Annotated in this window: 21 protein-coding genes and 1 riboswitch; of the genes, 6 read left to right on the top strand and 15 right to left on the bottom strand. The window is 62.8% G+C overall.

Annotated features, from left to right (window positions below; genetic code table 11):
* Positions 1–2 precede the first annotated feature (2 nt).
* The 6 genes from CO667_RS11190 to CO667_RS11165 all read right to left on the bottom strand — a co-directional run bounded on the left by CO667_RS11190 (position 3) and on the right by CO667_RS11165 (position 5,565).
* Complete coding sequence (locus CO667_RS11190) at positions 3–653, bottom strand: urea amidolyase associated protein UAAP2 (RefSeq protein WP_097618440.1); 651 nt, start codon at positions 651–653, stop codon at positions 3–5.
* A 12-nt stretch (positions 654–665) separates the two neighbouring features.
* Positions 666–1,487: an urea amidolyase associated protein UAAP1 gene (locus CO667_RS11185; RefSeq protein ID WP_097618439.1), complete on the bottom strand. Its 822-nt coding sequence runs from the start codon at positions 1,485–1,487 to the stop codon at positions 666–668.
* Positions 1,484–2,314: an ABC transporter ATP-binding protein gene (locus CO667_RS11180; protein WP_097618438.1), complete on the bottom strand. Its 831-nt coding sequence runs from the start codon at positions 2,312–2,314 to the stop codon at positions 1,484–1,486. The genes CO667_RS11185 and CO667_RS11180 overlap by 4 nt, the downstream gene beginning before the upstream one ends.
* Positions 2,311–3,129 (bottom strand): ABC transporter permease subunit, encoded by an 819-nt coding sequence (locus CO667_RS11175; protein ID WP_097618437.1) that lies wholly within the window; start codon positions 3,127–3,129, stop codon positions 2,311–2,313. Before CO667_RS11175 ends, CO667_RS11180 begins: the two co-directional genes overlap by 4 nt.
* Before the next feature lie 63 nt (positions 3,130–3,192).
* Positions 3,193–4,266 (bottom strand): putative urea ABC transporter substrate-binding protein, encoded by a 1,074-nt coding sequence (locus tag CO667_RS11170; RefSeq protein WP_097618436.1) that lies wholly within the window; start codon positions 4,264–4,266, stop codon positions 3,193–3,195.
* A 74-nt stretch (positions 4,267–4,340) separates the two neighbouring features.
* Positions 4,341–4,449, bottom strand: a riboswitch (guanidine-I (ykkC/yxkD leader).
* A gap of 198 nt (positions 4,450–4,647) precedes the next feature.
* Complete coding sequence (locus CO667_RS11165) at positions 4,648–5,565, bottom strand: helix-turn-helix domain-containing protein (RefSeq protein WP_097618435.1); 918 nt, start codon at positions 5,563–5,565, stop codon at positions 4,648–4,650.
* An 86-nt stretch (positions 5,566–5,651) separates the two neighbouring features.
* Here CO667_RS11165 and CO667_RS11160 point away from each other — a divergent pair, with 86 nt between their 5' ends.
* From CO667_RS11160 to CO667_RS11140, 5 genes are all read left to right on the top strand, one after another.
* Positions 5,652–6,926, top strand: a complete 1,275-nt coding sequence (locus CO667_RS11160; protein ID WP_097618434.1) for an extracellular solute-binding protein — start codon at positions 5,652–5,654, stop codon at positions 6,924–6,926.
* 86 nt (positions 6,927–7,012) lie between these two features.
* Positions 7,013–7,873 carry a sugar ABC transporter permease gene (locus CO667_RS11155; protein WP_097618433.1) on the top strand — a complete coding sequence of 287 codons (861 nt, stop codon included), beginning with the start codon at positions 7,013–7,015 and terminating at the stop codon, positions 7,871–7,873.
* A complete protein-coding gene (locus tag CO667_RS11150; RefSeq protein ID WP_097618432.1) occupies positions 7,870–8,706 on the top strand; it encodes a carbohydrate ABC transporter permease in 837 nt (278 codons plus the stop codon). The genes CO667_RS11155 and CO667_RS11150 overlap by 4 nt, the downstream gene beginning before the upstream one ends.
* 12 nt (positions 8,707–8,718) lie before the next feature.
* Positions 8,719–9,801, top strand: a complete 1,083-nt coding sequence (ugpC, locus tag CO667_RS11145) for a sn-glycerol-3-phosphate ABC transporter ATP-binding protein UgpC (RefSeq protein WP_097618431.1) — start codon at positions 8,719–8,721, stop codon at positions 9,799–9,801.
* A 37-nt stretch (positions 9,802–9,838) separates the two neighbouring features.
* The gene (locus tag CO667_RS11140; protein WP_097618430.1) at positions 9,839–11,842 is read left to right on the top strand and encodes an aldo/keto reductase; all 2,004 of its coding nucleotides are present in this window, start codon (positions 9,839–9,841) and stop codon (positions 11,840–11,842) included.
* A gap of 156 nt (positions 11,843–11,998) precedes the next feature.
* Here the strand turns inward: CO667_RS11140 and cydX are convergent, their stop codons facing one another.
* From cydX to CO667_RS34755, 8 genes are all read right to left on the bottom strand, one after another.
* Positions 11,999–12,121 (bottom strand): cytochrome bd-I oxidase subunit CydX, encoded by a 123-nt coding sequence (gene cydX / locus CO667_RS11135; protein WP_018069319.1) that lies wholly within the window; start codon positions 12,119–12,121, stop codon positions 11,999–12,001.
* Positions 12,122–12,134: 13 nt separating this feature from the next.
* Entirely contained in the window at positions 12,135–13,289 is a 1,155-nt protein-coding gene (gene cydB, locus CO667_RS11130) for a cytochrome d ubiquinol oxidase subunit II (protein WP_097618429.1), read from the bottom strand.
* Positions 13,290–13,295: 6 nt separating this feature from the next.
* The gene (locus tag CO667_RS11125; protein ID WP_097618428.1) at positions 13,296–14,876 is read right to left on the bottom strand and encodes a cytochrome ubiquinol oxidase subunit I; all 1,581 of its coding nucleotides are present in this window, start codon (positions 14,874–14,876) and stop codon (positions 13,296–13,298) included.
* Positions 14,877–14,952: 76 nt separating this feature from the next.
* Positions 14,953–16,641, bottom strand: coding sequence for an ATP-binding cassette domain-containing protein (locus CO667_RS11120; RefSeq protein WP_097618427.1), 1,689 nt, complete (start codon positions 16,639–16,641; stop codon positions 14,953–14,955).
* Positions 16,638–18,377, bottom strand: a complete 1,740-nt coding sequence (cydD, locus tag CO667_RS11115) for a thiol reductant ABC exporter subunit CydD (protein ID WP_097618426.1) — start codon at positions 18,375–18,377, stop codon at positions 16,638–16,640. The genes CO667_RS11120 and cydD overlap by 4 nt, the downstream gene beginning before the upstream one ends.
* 4 nt (positions 18,378–18,381) lie before the next feature.
* A complete protein-coding gene (locus CO667_RS11110; protein ID WP_097618425.1) occupies positions 18,382–18,960 on the bottom strand; it encodes a GbsR/MarR family transcriptional regulator in 579 nt (192 codons plus the stop codon).
* A 297-nt stretch (positions 18,961–19,257) separates the two neighbouring features.
* Positions 19,258–19,857, bottom strand: a complete 600-nt coding sequence (locus tag CO667_RS11105; RefSeq protein ID WP_097618424.1) for a HupE/UreJ family protein — start codon at positions 19,855–19,857, stop codon at positions 19,258–19,260.
* Between the two features lie 98 nt (positions 19,858–19,955).
* Entirely contained in the window at positions 19,956–20,156 is a 201-nt protein-coding gene (locus tag CO667_RS34755; RefSeq protein WP_143540712.1) for a hypothetical protein, read from the bottom strand.
* On the opposite strand from CO667_RS34755, the gene CO667_RS11100 reads away from it, so the two are divergent.
* Entirely contained in the window at positions 20,155–21,186 is a 1,032-nt protein-coding gene (locus tag CO667_RS11100) for a hydroxyacid dehydrogenase (RefSeq protein WP_097618564.1), read from the top strand. The genes CO667_RS34755 and CO667_RS11100 overlap by 2 nt on opposite strands.
* Positions 21,187–21,268: 82 nt before the next feature.
* Here CO667_RS11100 and CO667_RS11095 read toward each other — a convergent pair whose 3' ends face one another.
* A complete protein-coding gene (locus CO667_RS11095) occupies positions 21,269–22,270 on the bottom strand; it encodes a Tim44 domain-containing protein (RefSeq protein ID WP_097618423.1) in 1,002 nt (333 codons plus the stop codon).
* Between the last annotated feature and the right edge of the window lie 19 nt (positions 22,271–22,289).

The following is a 22,289-nucleotide window of genomic DNA, read 5'->3' as shown; positions in this document are numbered from 1 at the left end:
GCTCAGTCCTCGCCGTCCCAGATCAGCACCCGGATCGGCGTCGGATCGAAGCTGTTGCAGGGATTGTTGATCTGCGGGCAATTGGAGATGACGCAGAGCACGTCCATTTCCGCCACCAGTTCGACATAGTCGCCTGGTGCGGAGATACCGTCGACGATGGTCATCTCGCCGTTCGGCTTGATCGGCACGTTCATGAAGAAATTGATGTTCGGCACGATGTCACGCTTGCTCATGCCGTGCTTGGTCACCTCCAGCACGAAATTGTCGCGGCAGGCATGCAAATATTTAGTGCCATGGCCGAAGCGCACGGTATTGCTCTCGCACGAGCAAGCGCCGGCGGATGTATCGTGCCGGCCGCAGCTGTCGGCCGTCATGACCAGCATGACGTTGCCTTCGTTCGAGATGATCTTCGTGCCGGTGCCGATATAGGCGCCAGCTTGCGCCCGCATCGTATCCTGATTGGAATAACGCTCGGCAAAATCATCGGCGCGATAAAACAGCGTATCGATCGCCTGCTGGCCGTAGCTGTCCTCGATGCGGATCGTCTGGCCCTTGCGCACGATACCGGACCACGGCGCTTCGGCCGCAATGAAATGATCCTGCACGGCATTTTCGAGGCTGCGCGAAGCTGAAGTCTTGATGAAATCGGTCATCACAATCCCTCCTCAGGCTAGCATCGCGGCGTTGTTCTCGAAACCGCGAAGGGCTTCGGCGGTCGCCGTGCGCGAGAGATCGTCGGCTGCGGGCGCGGGCGCGCGAAAGCGCGTGACGATCACCGGCTTCGGCGCATAGACCGGATCGGGATCGAGCGGATGCGGGCAATTCGAGAGGCCGACGATCATGTCCATCTCGGCGCGCAGCTCGGCATAATCGCCGCTGTTGGAGAGCTTGCCACGCCAATGGAAACCGCCGTCGTCGTCGACGCGGATGGGAGCGAAGAGATTGAGAATCCCCGGGATGTCGCGCCTGGCGAGACCGAGCTTGCCGGCGACGAGCACGAGATTGTCACGGGTGTTGCGCGTCTTGCCGCCGGGATATTTGGCCGCGTTCGACGCTGCCGTCGAGCCGCCCATCAGGCAGTCATGGGCGCCGGAACTGTCCTCGATCAGCGAAAACATCACCCTGCCCATATCCGAGAAGATGACCCGGCCCTTGCCGAGCGCCGTCGTCCACTGCACCTTGACCGTATCGACGAGATTCAGCCGCTCGCTGGTGTCGGCGGCGTTCCAGGCGATGAGCGCCACGGTCGATCCGCCTTCGCCCTGATCGATGCGGAGCGCCTCGCCGCGCTTCAGCGCGGTCGACCAGTACCAGCCGCCGGGGATGGTCTCCTGATGGATGATTGCAGCCGCATCGATTGCGGGGGCGGGCAGGGGGCTCGGCGCCGGCAAGGCCTTCGGCGCAAATTCCAGCCCCTTCTTCTGATGTTCCTCGTAACGCTGCCGGTTGGCAGCGATCTCCTCGGGCGAACGTCTGACATGCATCATGGTTTTTCTCCTGACGGACTGGAAGCCGGGTCGTCCCGGCGAAGGCCCAGAGAAATGACCGGGCCGTCCCGGTCGGGGCTGAAGACGGACGGCGCGCCGGCGAGCCTCGGCGGCCAGATGGAAATGTCCTTGGTGATCGTCGCGCCGTAGCGCTCCTTTTCCTCCGGGCGGTCGCGCTTGCGCTCGAAGGCGACGACGCGCGTCGCCAGCGTGAAGGCCTCCCGCATGTCGTGCGTCACCATGACGACGGTCATCTGCGTTTCGTGCCAGAGGCGCTTCATCAGAGTGTGGATCTCGGCGCGGATGCCGGGGTCGAGTGCGCCGAAGGGCTCGTCGAGCAACAGCACCTTCGGCTTCATGATCAGGGCCTGGGCCAGCGCCAGGCGCTGCTGCATGCCGCCTGACAGTTGCGCCGGATATTTGTCCTCGGCACCGGAAAGGCCGACTTCGGCAATCAGCCGCCGCGCCTCGTCAATAGCGTTGCGGCGGGCGGCGCCGAAAAGCTTGGCCTTGTAGCGGGAAGCGGAAAATTCCCGGCCGAGCAGCACATTGCCGAGCACGGTCAGATGCGGGAAGACGGAATAGCGCTGGAAGACGACGCCGCGGTCCGGCCCCGGCTCCTGCGGCAGCGTTTCGCCGTCGAGCCTGATCATGCCTCGCGTCGGCCGCTCCTGGCCGAGCAGCATGCGCAGGAAGGTCGACTTGCCGCAGCCGGACGGGCCGACAAGGGCGACGAAAGCGCGGGAGGCGACGGTCAGCGACACGTCCTCGAGCACGATCTGGTCGCCATATTCCTTCCAGACCTTTTCGATCACCAATTCGCTCATGCCTGCTTCTCCAGTTCAGACCAGGGGAAGACAGCGATGCGGATGCGATCGAGGATGTAGTTCATGACCACGGCGAGCAGCGTGATCCAGACGACATAGGGAAAGATGATGTCCATCGAGAGATAACGGCGGACGAGAAAGATGCGGTAGCCGAGGCCGGAATCCGACGAGATCGCCTCGGCCGCGATCAGGAACAGCCAGGCCGGGCCGAGCTGAAGCCTGAGGCAGGTGATCAGCCGCGGCAGGATCTGCGGCAGCACGACGCGAAGGCCGATCTGCCAGGAGGAGCCGCCGAGCGTTTCAGCCTTGACGATCTGTTCGCGCGGCAGCTCCAGCGCCTTCAGCGCAAGATCGCGGATCATCGTCGGCGCAACACCGATAACGATGAGCGCGATCTTGGAGGCTTCGCCGAGCCCCATGGCGATGAAGAGGATCGGCAGCAGCGCCAGCGGCGGCACCATCGAGATGACGGCGACGAAGGGGGAAAGCAGTGCCCTGAGATAAGGCAGCATGCCGATCAGCATGCCGATGATGAGCGCGGTGATCGTGGAGATGCCGAGGCCGGCAAGCAGCCGTATCAGGCTTGCGCCCGTATCGGACCAGAGCAGATATTCGCCGGTGCGCGGATCGGCAATGAAGGCCAGGCGGTCGATCGCATCGGCAAAACCGGCAAGACCGGGCAGCAGCTTGTCATTGGCATTTTCCGCCAGCCGTGCCGTCGAGCCGAAGGTGTAAGCAACGATCAGCAGCACGAAGGGCAGCAGCGTCAGGGCAAGCTGCGCGCCCCGGCTCGGCCTCGTATTGATCCAGCGCATGAGAGAAGCTCCGCTGATGAAGGATGGCGGCGCGGGCAAGCCGCGCCGCTGCTTAAACATCGCTCAGAGCGAACCGTCGGCGGCGTCCTTCATGTAGGTCTCGGTGAAGCGCAGCTTGACGTTGTCTGTGTCGCCCAGAACCTTGCCGTCGGGCATTTCGATGCCGATGACGTCGGCGGACGGCGCACCATTGCCGAGCAGGCCCTTTTCGAACAGGAAGTTGCGGACGAGATCCATCGTCTTCGGCAGGCTGCCCGACGCCGTGAAAGCGACGGCATCGGCCGGCTTGGAAAACAGCTTGGTGGCTGCAAGCTGGGATTCGAAACCCTTGAGATCGGTGCCCGATGCTTGGCCCATCGCCTCGCGCGCAGCTTTGCCGTCGGCGCTGTCGGCAGTCAGCAGTGCCGCGGTTTCATACCAGATGCCGGCCAGCGCCTTGCCGAAATTCGGATTGTCCTTCAGCACGCCTGTGTTGGCGACCATCAGGTCAATAATTTCGCCCGGCACCTCAGAGCTGTCGAAGACTTTCTTGGCTGTGGGATCCTCGAGAATGGTCGAGACCAGCGGGTTCCAGGTGACAACCGCGGTCACGTCAGCCGTCTTGTAGGCGGCAACCATATCGGCATCGGAGGTGTTGACCACCTTGACGTCGCGCTCGGTCAGCTTGATGCTTTCGAGCGCGCGGGCCAGCAGATAGTGCGAGACGGAAAATTCGACGAGATTGACGTTCTGTCCCTTGATATCGGCAAGGCTCGCCTTGTCCTTGAGGATGACGGCATCATTGCCGTTCGAGAAATCGCCGACGATGACCGCTGTCGTATCGACGCCGCCGGCAGCCGGGATCGACAGGCCGTCCATATTGGTCAACGTCACGGCATCGAAGGCGCCTGCCGTATACTGGTTCATCGATTCGACGTAGTCGTTGAACTGGGTGACCTCGATCTTGATGCCGTATTTGTCGGCCCATTTCTTGACGATGCCGTGATCGGCGGCGTAGCCCCAGGGCATCCAGCCGACATAGATCGACCAGGCGACCTTGAAATCGGTCTTCTGTTCAGCTTTGGCGCTGGAGCCGAGCCCGAGCGCCAGGGACGCCGTCAGTGCGGTAATCGATAGGATCTTCGAAAAAGTCTGCATTGAAATTCCCCTTTTGCTTTTCTTCAAAAGGGATCGGCAATGACCATCGTGCCGCCAATCCCTTGGCTTACGAGGTCTCCCGGGTTTTTGTCCCGCCGTGCACCCGGCGGGATGTCTCCCACGCCGGTGGCAGCTCTCGGACCAGCCACGCCTTGCGACGCCGGAACCCTAGCCACCAACTCTGCAGATATCGAAGCAAAGGCCGTGCCAATTTATAAATTGTTGATTTCATTGGGCTGGCAACACCGCACTTTCCCCTGAACCCGAATAGCGCATGCACTTGCACAGAAAATGTGCGCATTCTGCCGTCGAGTTGGGCCTGATTATTCCTTGCTCAGAGACAACGGCAGTCGGCAGCGGAACTGGCAGAATGCTGCGGAACTAGTTCCGGAAGGCGCCGGCGGGGATCGTCGTCACCAGCCTTATGTCGCGGCGGAAGTCCGACGGCGACATGCCGGCGATGTGGCGGAAGGATTTGTTGAAGGCGCTGATCGAGCCGAAGCCGCTGTCCATCGCCACCTGCAGCACGTTGGCGCCCTCGCTCATCAGCATCGCCTGGGCGCGCGACAGCCGCAGCAGCGTCACATATTTGCTGAGCGTCATGCCGGTGGATCGCTTGAACAGATTCATCGCATATTTCGGATGCAGATCGGCGGCGCGGGCAATGTCGACCGAATCGATGTCCTGCAGAAAATTGACGGCGATAAAATCGCACATGCGCGCGACGCTGCGCGAGGAATGCAAATGCGGGTGATCGCCGTCGAGATTGACCGATGCCTGCGACGTCATCGAATAGGGTTCGAGCGCGATGCGCTCGATGCGCAGCAGCAATTCGTCCACAGCGTGCTGGGCCTTGGCGGAATCACCGGAGTTGGCATAGCGGAACCAGCGGGCGAAGTTGTCGATATCGGCGGCATCCGTTGCCGAAGTCAGCAGCGTCTCGCCCTTCATCAACCGGCTGGAAATGCTGATCGGCAGGCGCAGCCGGAAAAAATAGACGAGCGGCAGATGGGCCCCGGCATAGAGCGAATCGTCCGAGGATTCATCCATCTGATGTGGTTGGCCACCCCAGAAGAGGCACATTTCGCCGGCGTTCAGCCGGAATTCGTGGTCGCTCATGCGGTAGTGCACGCTGCCGCGAATCACATAATTGACCTCGACCTGCGCATGCCAGTGCGGCATGGCCATGACAGGCGGATGGGCGTGAAACATCTGCAGCGCTGTCGGCGAACCCTCGATGCTGCTTGCGCCGGGCTGATAGATTGCACGCGTACTGACCTTACTTTCCGCCAAATCCATGTTCCCTTTTTAGGAGACACCCGCTCCCTTGCAGATAGTCTAACCGCGTTCGTGAAAGATCGGCAATTGAAAAGGGAGGATTTTCAATGCGCTTCAAACTTCTCGCTGCGACCGCAGCGATCGCACTGCTCGCTACCGGCTCCGCATTCGCGCAGTCGGCCAATCTCACCATCTGGAGCTGGAATGTCGCCGCATCGGCATTGAAGTCCACGCTTCCGGGCTTCAACAAACAGTTTCCCGATATCAAGATCACCGTCGAGGACCTTGGAAACAGCCAGGTGTTCGACAAGACGCTGGCTGCCTGCGCTGCCGGCGGCGACGGCTTGCCCGACATCGTCAGCATCGAAAACTTCGAGGCTGAAATCTTCTGGAGCCGTTTTCCGGATTGCTTCGCCAATCTGAAGGAGCTCGGCTACACGCCCGAGATCCAGGCAAAATTCCCTGACTTCAAGCGCACCGAGCTCGAAGTCGGCGACGTCGCTTACGCCATGCCATGGGATTCCGGCCCTGTCGCCGTCTTTTACCGCCGCGACCTCTACGAAAAGGCCGGCGTCGATCCGAGCACGATCAGCACGTGGGACGATTTCATCGCCGCCGGCAAGAAGATTTCCGCCGCCAATCCCGGCGTCGTCATGGCCCAGGCCGACTTCAACGGCGACAGCGAATGGTTCCGCATGATCGCCAACGAACAGGGCTGCGGCTATTACTCGACCGATGGCCAGAATATCACCATCAACCAGCCGGCCTGCGTCGCCTCGCTGCAGAAGGTGAAGGAAATGAAGGACGCCGGCACGCTGACGGCGGCCAACTGGGACGAAAAGATCCAGGCGAATACGGCCGGCAAGGCCGCAAGCCAGCTGTACGGCGGCTGGTATGAGGGCACCGTGCGCTCGACCTCTCCCGATCTCAAGGGCAAGTGGGGCGTCTACAGGATGCCGAGCCTGACGGCTGACGGCCCGCATGCGGCCAATCTCGGCGGTTCGTCGCTCGCCATTTCGGCAACCTCCGCAAACAAGGAAGCCGCCTGGAAATTCGTCAACTATGCCCTCGGCACCAATGAGGGCCAGATCACCATGCTGAAGGAATTCGGTCTGGTCCCGTCGCTGCTTTCGGCCGAGAAGGATCCCTTCGTCAACGAACCGCAGCCTTATTGGGGTGGCCAGAAGGTCTGGGCCGATATTCTGGCGACGCTGCCGAAGATCGTGCCGAGCCGCGGCACCGCCTTCCAGAGCGATGCCGAAGCCATCTTCAAGGCAACGCAGACGAAGTTCTTCGCCGGCGGTTATCCCGATGCGAAGGCAGCCCTCGACGACGCCGCCAAGCAGATCGCTTCGGCGACCGGTCTTCCGATCGCGCAATGAATGACGACGCCGGGCGCTTCAGGCGCCCGGCTTCTGTCCGCCGCGAGGCGCCCGTTCATTCGCTCGTTTCGTGAGGAGGAGGCTCGATGCCATTCAGAACCCGGAGCGCCTATGCGTTCCTCGCTCCCTATCTGCTGGTCTTTGCCACCTTCTGGGTCTGGCCGATCATCGATTCATTCCTGATTTCCTTTCAGAACACCCGCATCAACCCGTGGAAATACAGTTTCCAGGCCAATTGGGGTCGGCTCTTCTACGACCCGGCCTTCTACAACGCTCTCTATAACACGCTGATTATCCTGGTGATTCAGGTGCCGGTCATGATCGCGCTTGCGACCGTCATGGCCGTGATGCTCAATTCGCCGCTATTGAAGGCGCGTCCACTCTTCCGCTTCGCCTTCTTCGCGCCTGTTGTCGTCGGCGAGGTCGCTTATGCCGCCGTGTTCCGGCTGATGTTCAGCCTCGATTTCGGCATCGTCAACAAGCTGATTTCCGCCACCGGCCTGAGCCCGATATCGTGGTTCGACAATGCCAATGCCGCCATGGCTCTGATCATTCTCGCCGTCACATGGCGCTGGGCCGGCTACAACGCCATCATCATCCTCGCCGGCCTGCAGTCGATTCCCGACGATGTCTACGAAGCGGCGACGCTCGACCGGGTGAGCAAGGTACAGCAGTTCTTTCATATCACCCTGCCCCTTCTGAAACCGATCATCCTCTTCTGCGTGGTGCTCTCGGTGATCGGCACCATGCAGCTCTTCACCGAGCCCTTCCTCATCACCAATCGCGGTGGTCCGGGCGGCGGCACGGAGACGCTCGGCCTCTTCCTCTACCGCCAGGGCTTTACCTCGCTGAACTTCGGCTATGCCTCGGCGATCGCCTATACGATGGCGGCCATTGCCGTGGTCATCTCGCTTCTCAACCTCTGGATCGGGAGGGATCCGAAATGAGATCCAAGTCGCAATCCCTTCTCATGCGCCAAATCGCGCTGCACGCCGCACTGGCGCCACTCGCGCTGATCTGGCTGTTTCCGCTGTGGATGATGTTGGTCTTCTCCACAATGCCCGACAACGCCATCTTCAGTCCCAACATCGTGCTCTGGCCATCGACCAATTTCGTCGAGAATTTCAAGAACCTGCAGGCCGATACCGATTTCATCGGAGCCATGGTGATCTCCATCGGCGTCGCGGTCATCTATACCGTGCTCTCGGTATTGCTGACCTCGATGGCGGGCTGGGCGCTGGCGCGCTACCGTTTCGTCGGCCGCTCCGTCGTCATCGCCATTATCCTCGGCACGATCACGCTGCCTTTCTCCGTGGTCGTCATCCCGCAATTCATCATGGTGGCGCGCGAATTCAAGCTAGCAAACACTTGGGTGGCGCTGATCGTGCCGCCGCTGTTCAATTCGCTCGGCGTGCTGTTCATGCGGCAGTCCTTCTCGATGATGCCGGGCGAACTTTTCGATGCGGCCCGCGTCGAAGGCGTCAAGGAGTGGCAGATCTTCCTGCGCATCGCTTTGCCGCTGGCGCGCCCGACCATGGCGGCACTGGCGATCATTCTCTTCCTCCACTCATGGAACAATTACCTCTGGCCGCTGCTGATCAATTCCAGACCGGGGATGATGACGGCACCAGTGGCATTGGGAACGCTGATCGGCCTCACCAAGGTCTCCTGGGGCGGTATCATGGCGGGAGCGGTGCTGCTGACGGCGCCGATCCTCGTCATCTTCGTGGCTCTCCAGCGCCATTTCATCGCCGGCATCGCCGCCGGCGCAATCAAGTAATCGGGAGGCCGCATGGCAGAGCTTTCACTCAGCAATATCGTCAAGCGCTTCGGCGGCTTTGAGATCATCCACGGCGCCAATCTGGAGGTGAAGGATGGCGAATTCGTCGTCTTCGTCGGCCCCTCCGGCTGCGGCAAGTCCACGCTGCTCAGGATGATCGCCGGTCTCGAGGATATCACCTCAGGCGAGCTGCAGATCGGCGGCAGGGTCGTCAATGACGTCGAGCCTGCCGATCGCGGCATCGCCATGGTGTTCCAATCCTATGCGCTCTATCCGCACCTGACTGTCGAGGAGAATTTGAACTTCGGCCTGCGGATGAACGGCAATCCGAAAGCCGACACTGAGCGGCGCGTGCGCCATGTCGCCGAGATCCTGCAGATCACCGAGCTGATGAAACGGCGGCCGAAGCAGCTTTCCGGCGGTCAGCGCCAGCGTGTCGCAATCGGCCGCGCCATCGTCCGCGAACCCGAGGTCTTTCTGTTCGACGAGCCTTTGTCGAACCTCGACGCCGAACTGCGGGTGCAGATGCGCGTCGAAATATCAAGGCTGCACAAGCAGCTCGGCACGACGATGATCTACGTCACCCACGACCAGACGGAAGCGATGACGCTTGCCGACAGGATCGTCGTGCTGCGCGCCGGCAATATCGAACAGATCGGCGCGCCGCTCGACCTTTACGACGATCCCGCCAACCAGTTCGTCGCCGGCTTCGTCGGCTCGCCGAAGATGAACTTTCTCAAGGCCGTCGTGGTCGAAGCGCAACCGGGCAGGGCGGTCATCGCGCTGGAAAGTGATGTCAACACCCGCCTGCCGCTGCCTGTCGCCGATCCGATCGAAGCCGGTGCGAAGGTGACGCTCGGCATCCGTCCCGAGCATTTCGTCGATGCCGGCGCGGGCGATGCCGATCTCACCGTCGCCATCGACGTTGCCGAACATCTCGGCAACACCAGCTACATCTACGCCGCCATAGGCCACGAGCAACTGATCATCGAGCGGCCGGAATCACGCACCGCTGGCAATCGCGAGACGCTGACCGTCGGCCTTCCCGCCAGCCGCACATTCCTTTTCGACGGCGCCGGCAAACGGCTTCGCTAAACCGCAATCCCAAGGCAGAAAGACGAAAGAGGTTTCCATGACTTCCGATCAACCGATCCGCTGGGGCATCATAGGCCCCGGCACCATCGCTCGCACCTTTGCCGATGGCGTCGCCCATTCACGTACCGGCAAACTGGTGGCGATCGCCACCCGCAATCCTTCCAAACCGGGACTTCAGGAAAACTTTCCCGGCGCCCGTATCGTCAACGGTTACGAGGCGCTGCTTTCCGACCCCGAGGTCGATGCGGTCTATATTTCCGTGCCCCATACCGGCCACGCCGAATGGGCGATCAAGGCCGCGCGCGCCGGCAAACATATCCTGGTGGAAAAGCCGATCGCGCTTTCGGCCTATGATGCCGAAGCCGTTTATTACGAAGCCAAGAAGGCCGGCGTCTTTGCCGGCGAGGCCTTCATGTACCGCGTGCATCCGCAGACGGAGAAGCTGGTCGAACTCATCAAGAGCGGCGTCATCGGCACCGTCCGGATCATCCGCTCGAGCTTCGGCTTCAACATGGGCAGCTATAGACCGGAACACCGGCTATTCGCCAACGATACCGCCGGCGGCGGCATTCTCGATGTCGGTGGCTACCCGGTCTCGATGGCAAGGCTGATATCAGGCGCCGCGGAAGGCAAAGCCTTCCTGGAACCGGAGAAGGTTTCGGGCGTCGCCCATCTCGGTGAGAGCGGCGTCGATGAATGGGCCTCCGCCGTGCTCAAATTCCCGAATGAGATCATCGCCGAAGTCTCCTGCTCGATCATGGCGCAGCAGGACAATGTTCTGCGCATCATCGGCTCCGAAGGCCGGATCGAGGTCGCCGACTTCTGGTTCGCCTCCGGCCACAAGGGCGGCGTCGGCAAGATCGAGATCTTCAAGGGCAGTAGCCGCGAGACCGTCGAGGTCAAAGAAGACCGCTGGCTCTATTCCTTCGAGGCCGACGCGGCGGGCGATGCGATCCGCGCCGGTAAGACGGAATTCAGCTCTCCCGGCATGAGCTGGGCAGATTCGATCGGAAACCTCAGGGTACTCGACCAGTGGCGCGCCTCGGTCGGGCTCGAATACGGTGTTGAGAAAGCAGCCAAGCGCACGGCCAACATTGCCGGCGGCACGGTCGCGCGTGGCAATAGCGTTCCGCAGCGTCAGATTCCCGGCATTTCCAAGCCCGCCTCGGTCGTCACACTCGGCTTCGAGTTCTTCCCGAACTTCGCTTCCGCTTCGCTGACGCTCGACGCTTTCTACGAAGCCGGCGGCAATGCCTTCGACACCGCCTTTGTCTACGGCGCCGGCAAGACGGAGGCGATCTTCGGCGACTGGCACACCAGCCGCAAGGTGCCGCGCGAGGAGATCGTGCTGATCGGCAAGGGCGCGCATTCGCCGCTCTGCTATCCCGATATGATCGCAAAGCAGCTCGACCAGTCGCTCGCCCGGCTGAAGACAGACTATGTCGACATCTATTTCATGCATCGCGACAATACCGACGTGCCCGTCGGCGAGTTCGTGGACGCCATGGATGCCGAGGTCAAGCGCGGCCGCATCCGCGGCATCTTCGGCGGTTCGAACTGGACGCGGGCGCGTTTCGACGAGGCGATCGCCTATGCCGAAAAATCAGGCAAGGCGGCACCGGCAGCGCTCTCCAACAACTTCTCGCTCGCCGAGATGCTCGATCCGATCTGGGCCGGTTGCGTCGCCGCTTCCGATGACGACTGGAAGAAGTGGCTGAACGAGAAACAGATCCCGAACTTTGCCTGGTCGAGCCAGGGTCGCGGCTTCTTTACCGACCGCGCCGGCCGCGACAAGCTAGATGATGAGGAGATCGTTCGGGTCTGGTATTCCGAGCGCAACTTCGGACGCCGCGACCGCGCCATCGAACTTGCCAACAAGCTCGGCCGCAATCCGATCCATATCGCGCTCGCCTATGTGATCGCCCAGCCTTTCCCGGTCATCCCGCTGATCGGGCCACGCACCGTCGCCGAGCTGGAAGACAGTCTCTCGGCGCTCGACATCCGGCTGACGCCTGAAGAGGTGAAGTGGCTGGAAGGCTGACGGACCCAGAACTGCCCCTCACCCTAGCCCTCTCCCCGCAAGCGGGGAGAAGGTGCCGGCAGGCGGATGAGGGGCTTGTGCCGAGGATGACGCCGAGTACAGGAGCGAGGCTGTTCCCAAATTGAGGGCGCGGTTCGAGCCGCGCCCTTTGCGTTTCTACTTGCGCAGCTCAGAAGCCTTTTTCCTGGCGGCGTCGTCCATCAGCTCATACCACATGGCATTGAGGACGGCGAAGGCGGCTGCCAGTGGCAGGCCGAGAATCCATGCGAAATACCACATCGTTTCGTCTCCCTCAGTAGGCGTGGCTGTTTTTGTCGGTGACGGACTTTTCGTCGACCTTGCCCCACAGAACCTTGTAGACCCAGGCCGTGTAGGCAAAGATGATCGGCAGGAAGATCACCGTCACCACCAGCATGATGAACAGCGTCATATGGCTGGAGGATGCATCCCAGACCGTCAGGCTCGATCGCGGATCGAGCGAGGAGGGCAGAATGAACGGGAACATCGACAGGCCGACCGTCGAGATGATGCCAAGGATCGCCACCTTGCTGAAGAGCAGCGTCATGACCTCGCGCTTTGCCCGCATGGCAATGAAGGCCAGTGCCGCGCCGACGAAGCCGAGCACGGGCGCGATGACCATCCAAGAATGGGCGGCGTAATTGGTCAGCCACGCGCCCCTCTCCAGCGCCACGGTCTTCAAAAGCGGGTTGGAGGGGCCGGTCGGGCTGATATCGCTGGTGATGCGATAGCCGCCGACGCCGATCCACAGGAAGAGGCCGCCGAGTGCGAAAAGCACGATGACGGCAAGAGCGGCGATACTGCCGTAGCTCCTGGCCCGCTCCGCGACCGGTCCGCTCGCCTTCAACACCAGCCAGGCCGCCCCGTGCATCATCAGCATCGCCAGGGAAAGCAGGCCGCAAAGCAGCGCATAGGGGTTGAGCAGGGCGAAGAACGAGCCTTCGTAGAAGATCCGCATGTCGTCGGCAAAGCGGAAGGGCACGCCCTGCAGCACATTGCCGACGGCAACGCCGAAGATCAGCGACGGCACGAAACCGCCGATGAAGAGCGCCCAGTCCCAGCCGTTGCGCCAGCGGGCGCTTTCCCGCTTCGACCGGTATTTGAAACCGACCGGGCGCAGGATGAGCGCGAAGAGGATCGCGAACATCGCCAAATAGAAGCCCGAGAAGGAGACCGCATAAAGCGGCGGCCAGGCGGCGAAGATGGCGCCGCCGCCGAGGATCAGCCAGACTTGGTTGCCTTCCCAGGTGGCGCCGATCGTGTTGATCGCCACCCGCCGTTCCGTATCGGTCCTGGCGACGAAGGGCAGAAGCGTGCCGACGCCGAGATCGAAGCCGCCCGTCGTCGCAAAGGCGATCAGCAGCACGCCGAGCAACAGCCACCAGATGAGGCGCAAGGTTTCATAGTCGATGAGTTCGTGAAGGATCATGGCAGGTCACTCCGCGGCCGGGACGAGGGTTTCGGAAATCAGAACGGCTTCCGGCTCGTCGTCCGGTTCCGGTCCCTGTCTGATCGCCTTGATCATCAGGCTCATCTCGATGACGATCAGCACTGTATAAAGTGCGCCAAAACCGATGATGGTCAGAAGCACGGTGCTGGCGCCGAGGCTGGAGACGGCGGCGGCCGTCGGCAGAACGCCTTCGATCACCCAGGGCTGGCGGCCGAACTCGGCGACGACCCAGCCGAGTTCGATGGCGACCCAGGGCAGCGGGATCGCCAGCACGGCGATCCGCAGCAGCAGCGGATATTTGTCGAGATGGCGACGCGCCGACAGCCAGAAGAAGGTGGCGGTCAAAAGGATGAAGAACATGCCGAGGCCGACCATGATGCGGAACGACCAGAAGAGCGTCGGCACATGCGGGATCGTGTCACGCGCGGCCTTTACGATCTGCGCGTCGGTCGCCTGGCGCGGATCGTCGACATAGCGCTTCAGAAGAAGGGCATAACCGAGATCATGACCGAGATCCTCGAAGGAGCTGCGCACCTCCTGCGCCACCTGATCCTGCGCCGGCGCCGAACGGATCTGCATCAGCGCGTCGTAAGCCTTGATACCATCACGGATGCGGGTTTCGGCCTGCTGTTCGAGCTTGTCGATGCCGGGGATCTCGGTCGTCAGCGACCGCGTGCCGATCAGGCCCATGACCCAGGGAATATGCACGGCAAAATGCGTTTCGCGCGCTTCTTGATCCGGGAAGCCGAAAGCGGTAAAGGCGGCCGGCGCCGGCTCGGTCTTCCACATGCCTTCGATGGCGGCGAGCTTCATCTTCTGGTTCTCGGTGGCGAGATAACCGCTCTCGTCGCCGAGCACGACGACAGAGAGTGCCGAGGCGAGGCCGAAGGAGGCGGCAACCGTCATCGAGCGCTTGGCAAGCTCGATGTGCCGGCCCTTGAGGACGTACCAGGCCGAGACGCCGAGCACGAAGATCGAGGCGCAGACATAACCTGCCGACACCGTATGGACGAATTTCGCCTGGGCGACCGGATTGAAGACCACGTCGAAGAAGCTTGTGATTTCCATGCGCATCGTCTGCGGGTTGAGCGCCGATCCCACGGGGTTCTGCATCCAGCCATTGGCAATCAGGATCCAGAGGGCCGAAAAATTCGAGCCGAGCGCCACCGCCCAGGTCGCGACGAGATGGCCGACCTTCGACAGCTTGTCCCAACCGAAGAAGAACAGGCCGACGAAGGTCGCCTCGAGGAAGAAGGCCATCAGGCCTTCGATCGCCAGCGGCGCCCCGAAGATGTCGCCGACATAATAGCTGTAATAGCTCCAGTTCATGCCGAACTGGAATTCCATGACGATGCCGGTGGCGACGCCGATCACGAAGTTTATGCCGAACAGCGTGCCCCAGAATTTCGTCATCTGCCGCCAGATCTGGCGGCCGGTCATGACATAGACGGTTTCCATGATCGCCAGAAGCACGGACAGGCCGAGCGTCAAGGGCACGAACAGGAAGTGGTAAAGCGCCGTCAGCGCGAATTGGAAGCGCGAAAGTGCTACGATATCTAGTTCCATTGTCTTTCTCCCACGGTCCCACCGGGTACGGAGCCTCCCAAGCACCGGCCGGCGCCTGAGGGGCATGCGGTCCTGCTCAATCCGGCCGAAGCCGGTCGAGCGCCTTTTCGAACGCCGCCTCTCCGCGGCGCGAAATCTCTGAAATGCGGCCGCCTTCGATGACGGCGATGCGGTCTGCGATGGCAGCCTCGCGGCGGATATGCGTTGCAATCACCAGCGAGCGGCCCGCCGCCATGGCCGACAGTCGACAGAGCACGTCGCGGGCAGTGGCGCCGTCGAGGCCCTCTGTGGGTTCATCGAGCAGCCAGAGCGGCGTGTCGCGCAGGAAGAGCCGGGCAAGCGCCAGCCGGCGCGACTGGCCGCCGGAAAGGCCGAGTCCGCCTTCGCCGAGCGGCGTATCGATCCCCCGCGGCATGCCCTCGACATCGGCAAGCAGGCCGGCGGCGGCGAGCGCGTCACGAAGACGGGCTTCGCTTGCATCCGGGTTGGCAAGAGCGAGATTGCCGCGCAGGCTGTCCTCGAACAGTTCCGTCCGCTGCGTCAGCACGGTCGCCGTTACCGCGGCGATGCTTCCCATTCTTGCGGGCAGTTCGCCGGAAAGCATAACAACCAGGCTCGACTTGCCGGCGCCGCTGCTGCCGATGACGGCCAGGCGCTCGCCCTGCTGGAGCGTGAGTTCGATGCCCTGGAGTGCCGGCACGGCGGAATTTTCATGGAAGGCTGACACATCAGCCAGTGAGAAAGCGTATCCCGGCAACGGCACCGCCAATGGTTCGGGTGCGGCCGAAATGGTCAGCCGTGGCGCGATACGCCTTGCCGCAAGCAGCGTCCTGCCGAGTTCCAGGGCGCCGCGACGAAGTGCGGCGAAGGGTTCGACTGCCGCAAAGGCGACGAGCAGGCCGAGGGCCGCGACAGGAGGGCTGATCACCTTCGTTTCCGCAAGCGCGGCGACGGCAAGCAGCGACGCCGTCAACAGCAGGGTGGAGACGAGGCCGAAGCCGAATGTCAGGCCGGTTTCGACACGGTTCAGCCGATCGTCGGCGCGGCCGGCATAGCCGTCGGCTGTCATGATCGCGTGTCTCTGCGCGGCAAGTCTGCCGGCCATCAGCAGATCGGTCTGGCCGGCGACGAGATCGATCGTCCGCGACCGCAGCGCCTCGATACCATGGGCGCGCCGGCGGGCATGTTTGCGCGCCGCCCGGCCGGCGATCAAAGGCAGACCGAGCCCGGCGCCCGCGAGAAAAAGGCCGAAGGACAGGCCGAACACGGGATGCATCAACCCCAGTGCGAGGCTTGCCGCCAGCGCTGCGCCGATCGCCACCGCAGCCGGCACGAGAATGCGCAAATAGAGGGAATCGAGCGCATCGATATCGGCCGTCAGCCGGAAGAGCAACCTTGCCGGGCGATGCAGGAGCGCGCGCGCCGCGCCCGGTTCGGCAAAACCGCGAAACAGCCTTTCGCGCAGGGCAGCGAGCACGCTAAGCGTTGCGTCATGGGTCGCCAGCCTTTCGCCGTAGCGCGCGGCCGTACGGACAATGGCGAGCAGGCGGATGCCGGCTGACGGCGCAAAGACGTCGAAGGTGATGGCGGCGATCGAAAGGCCGGCAAGCGAGGTGGCGGTGATGAACCAGCCGGACAGGCCGAGCAGGGCGATGCCCGCCGTCGCCGTCGCTGCCGACAGTGCTGCGCCGAGCAGCAGCGCGCGCCGGCGCTCGGCAAGGAACAGACGCAGGATCGGCTTGAGGTCTGCAGCAAACATACTCATTCGGCGGCCTCCCGGACGATAATGTCGGCGTCGACGCGCACCGTGCGATGCATGCGGGCGGCCAGCAGCGGATCATGGGTGGCGACGATCAAAGTGCGGCCCCTGGCAAGTGAAAGCAGGCTCTCGGTAACCTCGGCGGCGGTGCCGGCGTCGAGATGCGCGGTCGGCTCGTCGGCGAGGATGATCCGCAGATGCGGATTGCAGGCCGCACGCGCAATCGCCAGCCGCAGCGCCTCGCCGCCGGAGAGCCCGATACCGCTCTCGCCGAGTGGCCGGCTGCCATAGGCGTCGGCCACCTTTCCAAGTCTCGCCGCGGCGAGCGCATTGGTGACATCATCGTGTGTTTTGCCGGGTCTGCCGAGCGAAATATTGCCTGTGATGGTGCCGGCAAAGATATGCGGCCTCTGGCCGATCCACGCCATGCCGCTGCGCAGCACCGCGGCGCTGTCACCCGCAAGCTCGACGCCGCCGATGACGATGCGGCCGCCGGTGCAGGGCGCCAGTCCTGACATCAACGAAAGAAGCGTCGATTTGCCGGAGCCGCTGGCGCCGAGCAGCGCCAGATGTTCGCCGGCGGCGATATCGAGGTTGAAACCGTCGAGGACCAGCGGTTCGTCGGCGGCGTAGCGAAAGGCGAGATTTTCAAGGAAAATGGCCGGTGCTTCGGCGACCGCAGGGACCGTAGCTTCGGTCGATCCCCGGATCGGCAAACCGCCTGCAGCCAGAGCATCCAGCGCTTTCAGCGCCGCTTCACCGGCCGCCCGATCGTGCCAGACGGCCGAGAGTTCGCGCAGCGGCTCGAAGAAGGCCGGCGCCAGCAGCAGGATGAACAGGCCTTCGGTCAGGTCGAGCCGGCCGACCCAGGTGCCGAAGCGGATCTCGCCGAGCAGGCTGAAGCCGACATAGACGGCGATCATCGCCACGCCGAGGGCGGCGAAAAGCTCGAGCACGGCCGAGGAGAGAAAGGCGATTTTCAACACCGCCATGGTGCGCACGCGCAGCGACTCCGCTTCCGAACGCAGCCGCAGGGCGGTTGCATCCACCGCATCGAGCGCGCGGATCGTCGCCAACCCACGCAGCCGATCGAGCAGGAAGCCGTTGAGGCCGCCGGTCGCAACGAGTTGTTTTTCGCTGGCCGCCTGGGCACGCCAGCCGATCAGCGCCATGAAAATGGGGATCAGCGGCGCGGCGAACAGCAGAACCAGCGCAGCGATCCAGGAGACCGGAAGGATGAAGGCGAGGATGACGAGCGGCACAAGGCTCGCCTTCACACGCGCCGGATGGAAACGGGCGAAATAGGGCACGATGAGTTCGGCCTGCTCGCCGATGAGGCTGGCGGCCTTGCCGGAGGCCGGCCGGTTGCGATCGATCGGCGACGACAGGGAAAGTGCGGCGACGGCGGCCTGCCGCCTGCGGCTGAGCTCGGCGCGCGCGATATGAAAGGCGAGGCGGCCGCCGCCAGCGTCGAGACAGCTTCTTGCCAATCCGAGGACGAGGATGCCGAGGGCTGGCCAGACAACGTCCTGCGGTCCGCCGCTATCGGCGATGCGGCCGACCGAGACGGCCAGCAATCCGGCCTGCGGAATCCAGGCCGCGGCGGCCAATGCTTGCAGCATCGCCGCTCGGCGCAGCCCGCCTTTCGTCTCATCCGGGCCGGTGATGGACGAGTCGGCATCGCCGTCCGGCGCCGGCTCGGTCTCCCCCCTGTCCTTCGCGTCGAAGAAAGCAGTGCCCATGGCGCTAACTCTTGTTCGCAGGATTCGGCCGGCGGCTGCGGCCGAGCGAGATGACCCGGTCCTTGGCCTCCAGAAGCTTGGTCACTTTCGCGCCAAGCGAGAGTAGCGTTGCAAGCCTTTCCGTTTCAAGTTGTTTTACGTCTTCATACCAATGCGTCAGCTGTTCGATCAGCGTGTGCATCTCGCTCATGCGCGCCTGCGCATGCCGCTCGGCGTCGCTGGCCGGCCGCTGCATCAGGATCTCCCGCAGGACCGACAGCGTCGGATCGACTTCGCGCTTCTTTCGCTCCTCGGCAAGTGTGCGCAATATGAGCCAGACATCATCCGGCGTGGTGAAGAAATCCCGGCGGTCGTCCGGCTTGTGTTTGAGAAGGACGAGGTTCCAGGCCTGCAATTCACGCAGGCTCATCGACACATTGGAGCGCGAAATGCCGAGCGAATCGGCGATCTCCTCGGCGCAGATCGGCGCGGGCGAGACGTAGAGCAAGGCATAGATCTGGCCGACCGTGCGGTTGATTCCCCAGCGGGAGCCCATTTCGCCGAAATGGAGAACGAAGGACTGGACGAGAGGCGGAAGGTTCATGGTCATTTCCGTTGCGTCTGTGATTTCAGTAATTTCTGAAATCACTATAGCGACATTTGCGACCCGCCGACAATCGGCAAGGCGGCCCTGCGTCGATTTGGATGTCCGTTCGTTGGTCGTAAGCCGGATATAACAGGACGCGACACGGCCGGATTTGACTTGGATCAACTCCGCAACATTTCGCAGCCATGACGCAGAAACGCCCGGCAATGCGATGCGCGCATGCCGAGCGTTCTGGTGTGACTGTGATGACTAGCTAGCGGCGTTTACGCACGCCGCCGATGATATCGAGGCGGCTCAGATCAAGCCGGCCAGGATGCCGACGCCTGATATGGCGGCGATGCCGCCAGCCGCGCGCGCCACGAAAACGCCCTGACGTTCACCGATGCGGCCGATGACGTAACCAAGGGCAAGGCCTGTGACGTGCAGCAGCGCGGTCGCGGCCATGAAACCGGCGGCATAGGCCGCGCCGGCGGCATTTTCCGGCATTTCGGCGCCGTGCGCATGCCCGTGGACGATCGCAAAGAGGCCGACAATACCGAGCGCTGCGGCGAGCGGCGCCTTGATGTTGAGCGCAACGATAGCGCCGAGGACGACGACGGAAAGCGCGATGCCCAATTCAACGAAGGGAAGAGCGATGCCGGCAGCGCCGACGACGCCGCCGAGCGCCATGACAAGAACGAAGGTCGTCGGCACGAGCCAGGTGGCGCGGCCGCCGAGTTGAAATGCGAAAATACCGACCATCACCATGGCGAGGACATGATCGAGGCCAGAGATCGGATGGGCAAAGCCATGGCTGAAACCGGCAGCTTCGCCGATGGCGGGATGGGCATAGGCGACGGCTGGAAGCGCTACGGCAGCCAAAGCCAGCAGGACGCTCTTGAGTGCTGAATTCATTGCTCATTCCCTCGTGAGTTTTCGAATATCCTACGGCCGCCGAACACAGGCACGGTTCCAAGTCGCGCGCATCACGCTAGTTCAAAGAATTCGCGCCGTCAACGAAAATGCCATGAAATACCGAGCCAATTCAATTGCTTATCTGATAGGCAGATGCCGCTTTCGATAGCGTCTCCCAGACCCGAGCGCGCCCCAAGTTTTTTATAGTTCTTTTCTGCAAACTGGAAACGATCCCGCGCAGCGGCTATCAATCGTCCGGCGGAGATGGCGCAAGCCGCCGCGATGGAGGAGATGCCCATGACGAACACCGAACGGCCGCTGGCAATCAGCGCCCCCGAGCCGCGCACGCTCGACCTAATCTTCACGGACATGGCGCGCGCCGAACTGCATGCGAAATACGAGATCGTCGAGGCCGATCCAGAGAGTATCGCCGGGCTCGGTGACGAGATCCTCGGCAAGGCGCGCTACATCATCGGCCAGCCGCCGCTTTCGGCGGAAACGCTGGCGAGAATGCCGGCCTTGCGCTCGATCCTCAACGTCGAAAGCAACCTTCTCAACAACATGCCCTATGAGGTGCTGTTCCAGCGCGGCATCCATGTGGTGACCACAGGCCAGGTCTTTGCCGAGCCGGTCGCCGAAATCGGTCTCGGCTTCGCCCTGGCCTTGGCCCGCGGCATCGTCGACGCAGATGTCGATTTTCGCCAAGGCAACGAACTCTGGGGCGGGGAGGGCAATGTGAGTGCGCGGCTGATCGCCGGCTCCGAGATCGGCATTGTCGGCTTCGGCGATCTCGGCAAGGCGCTGCGCCGGCTGCTCTCCGGCTTCAGGGCGCGCATCCGGGTGTTCGATCCCTGGCTGCCGCAATCGATCCTCGAGGAAAACGGCGTCGAGCCGGCAAGCCTGGAGGATGTGCTGACGAAGAGCGATTTCATCTTCGTCGTCGCCGCCGTCACCAGCGAGAACAGGGGATTTCTCGGCACCGACGCCTTCGCCAGCATGCGCAAGGGCGCGGCCTTTATCCTGCTCAGCCGCGCCGATGTCGTCGATTTCGATGCGCTGATGGCGGCCGTCTCGTCCGGCCATATCGTCGCGGCGAGCGACGTCTACCCGCAAGAGCCTCTGTCAGCCGACCATCCGGTGCGCAACCTGAAAGGCTTCATCCGCTCGGCACACCGGGCCGGCGCCCTCGACAGCGCCTTCAAGAAGATGGGCGACATGGTGCTCGAAGACATGGAACTGATGGATCGCGGCCTGCCGCCGATGCGCTGCAAGCGGGCGGAACGCGAAACGGTTTCCCGTATGCGTTCCAAACCGGTCGCAGTGAATTAAAGCATGTCGCGCAAAGTGTGCAGCGGTTTTGATACAACGACATGCGTAAAAACAAAGATCTAAAGCAGGAGAGGCGCGCCGCTCAGGCGGCGCGCTGCTCGGAGCCTTGGATTGCGGCGAGCTTCCAGTCGGCGCTCGGCTTGCGCACGAAGGTCCATACCTCGGTGCTTTCGCTCGGGTGACGATCGTTGCCGGAAACGATCCGGCCGCTGTCGCGTTCGACCATGGCATCGATCGAGGAATAGCGCATCGCGAGCGTCGCATATTCCTGACCATCTTCGCGCCAGGCCTCGGCAATATCGCCCTGCAGCAGCTTGACGTCGGAGACGCGGTTGCGCACGCCGTTGGTGGCGTTTTCGCCGAGTTCCTCGGCAAGATAGGACATCGCCTCAGGCGTCGTCAGGCGCCGCAACGTGCCGTAATCCTCGGCACCGTAAGCGGTCTGAACGCCGGTCAGCAGTTCCTCGAATTGGTCGAGATCGGCCTGCGCCAGCCCGATCTCGTCGCTCGGGCGGTTGCCGCGCGAGGACGAACCCGCACCCGAACCGATCGCCGGGATCTGGAAGGACGAGTTGCCGGCAGGCGACATGCCGTAGGACTGGGCGTAGGATCGGCTCTGGCCGCCGGTGCCGTAGGACGGCTGGCGGCGGTTGGCGAAATAACGCATGGCGAGCATGACGGCGCCGCCGATCAACGCGATCTGAAGCAGCATGCCGAGGAAGCCGAAGCCGCCGCCGAAACCATGGCCGAGCAGCATGCCGAGAAGGCCGCCGGCGATCAGGCCGCCGATCATCGAACGGCCGAAGCCGCCGAAGAGACCGGGGCGCTGGGTGCCGAAGGGCTGCTGGGCGGCAGCAGGTGCCGTGGTCTGCGGACGCGGCGTCATCGACCGTTCGATCGGTGCTGCGGTCCCGGGCGCGGTGCTGGTGACCGGCGGAGCCTGGAAGGTGCGCGTGCCACGGCTTCCGAAACCGCTGCTGCCGGCCCGGCGCGCTTCTGCATTGTGAAGGGAAGCAAAAACGGTAGCGCTCGTCAGAGCGGCAATGGCCGCAAACTTGGCAAAACGCGAAACGGCACCCGGCATTCCTGATCTCCTGTCATGC

Source organism: Rhizobium sp. L43 (assembly GCF_002531725.1).
In the GTDB taxonomy this organism is placed as follows: domain Bacteria; phylum Pseudomonadota; class Alphaproteobacteria; order Rhizobiales; family Rhizobiaceae; genus Rhizobium.
Note: the sequence above shows the minus strand (reverse complement) of the source record. Positions and strands in the feature narration are given on the sequence as shown.

What these genes read in the sequence shown, in the direction of transcription:
- CO667_RS11190 (WP_097618440.1), bottom strand. Translation starts at nt 653, where the DNA reads ATGACCGATTTCATCAAGACTTCAGCTTCGCGCAGCCTCGAAAATGCC.
- CO667_RS11185 (WP_097618439.1), bottom strand. Translation starts at nt 1,487, where the DNA reads ATGATGCATGTCAGACGTTCGCCCGAGGAGATCGCTGCCAACCGGCAG.
- CO667_RS11180 (WP_097618438.1), bottom strand. Translation starts at nt 2,314, where the DNA reads ATGAGCGAATTGGTGATCGAAAAGGTCTGGAAGGAATATGGCGACCAG.
- CO667_RS11175 (WP_097618437.1), bottom strand. Translation starts at nt 3,129, where the DNA reads ATGCGCTGGATCAATACGAGGCCGAGCCGGGGCGCGCAGCTTGCCCTG.
- CO667_RS11170 (WP_097618436.1), bottom strand. Translation starts at nt 4,266, where the DNA reads ATGCAGACTTTTTCGAAGATCCTATCGATTACCGCACTGACGGCGTCC.
- CO667_RS11165 (WP_097618435.1), bottom strand. Translation starts at nt 5,565, where the DNA reads ATGGATTTGGCGGAAAGTAAGGTCAGTACGCGTGCAATCTATCAGCCC.
- CO667_RS11160 (WP_097618434.1), top strand. Translation starts at nt 5,652, where the DNA reads ATGCGCTTCAAACTTCTCGCTGCGACCGCAGCGATCGCACTGCTCGCT.
- CO667_RS11155 (WP_097618433.1), top strand. Translation starts at nt 7,013, where the DNA reads ATGCCATTCAGAACCCGGAGCGCCTATGCGTTCCTCGCTCCCTATCTG.
- CO667_RS11150 (WP_097618432.1), top strand. Translation starts at nt 7,870, where the DNA reads ATGAGATCCAAGTCGCAATCCCTTCTCATGCGCCAAATCGCGCTGCAC.
- ugpC (WP_097618431.1), top strand. Translation starts at nt 8,719, where the DNA reads ATGGCAGAGCTTTCACTCAGCAATATCGTCAAGCGCTTCGGCGGCTTT.
- CO667_RS11140 (WP_097618430.1), top strand. Translation starts at nt 9,839, where the DNA reads ATGACTTCCGATCAACCGATCCGCTGGGGCATCATAGGCCCCGGCACC.
- cydX (WP_018069319.1), bottom strand. Translation starts at nt 12,121, where the DNA reads ATGTGGTATTTCGCATGGATTCTCGGCCTGCCACTGGCAGCCGCCTTC.
- cydB (WP_097618429.1), bottom strand. Translation starts at nt 13,289, where the DNA reads ATGATCCTTCACGAACTCATCGACTATGAAACCTTGCGCCTCATCTGG.
- CO667_RS11125 (WP_097618428.1), bottom strand. Translation starts at nt 14,876, where the DNA reads ATGGAACTAGATATCGTAGCACTTTCGCGCTTCCAATTCGCGCTGACG.
- CO667_RS11120 (WP_097618427.1), bottom strand. Translation starts at nt 16,641, where the DNA reads ATGAGTATGTTTGCTGCAGACCTCAAGCCGATCCTGCGTCTGTTCCTT.
- cydD (WP_097618426.1), bottom strand. Translation starts at nt 18,377, where the DNA reads ATGGGCACTGCTTTCTTCGACGCGAAGGACAGGGGGGAGACCGAGCCG.
- CO667_RS11110 (WP_097618425.1), bottom strand. Translation starts at nt 18,960, where the DNA reads ATGAACCTTCCGCCTCTCGTCCAGTCCTTCGTTCTCCATTTCGGCGAA.
- CO667_RS11105 (WP_097618424.1), bottom strand. Translation starts at nt 19,857, where the DNA reads ATGAATTCAGCACTCAAGAGCGTCCTGCTGGCTTTGGCTGCCGTAGCG.
- CO667_RS11100 (WP_097618564.1), top strand. Translation starts at nt 20,155, where the DNA reads ATGACGAACACCGAACGGCCGCTGGCAATCAGCGCCCCCGAGCCGCGC.
- CO667_RS34755 (WP_143540712.1), bottom strand. Translation starts at nt 20,156, where the DNA reads ATGGGCATCTCCTCCATCGCGGCGGCTTGCGCCATCTCCGCCGGACGA.
- CO667_RS11095 (WP_097618423.1), bottom strand. Translation starts at nt 22,270, where the DNA reads ATGCCGGGTGCCGTTTCGCGTTTTGCCAAGTTTGCGGCCATTGCCGCT.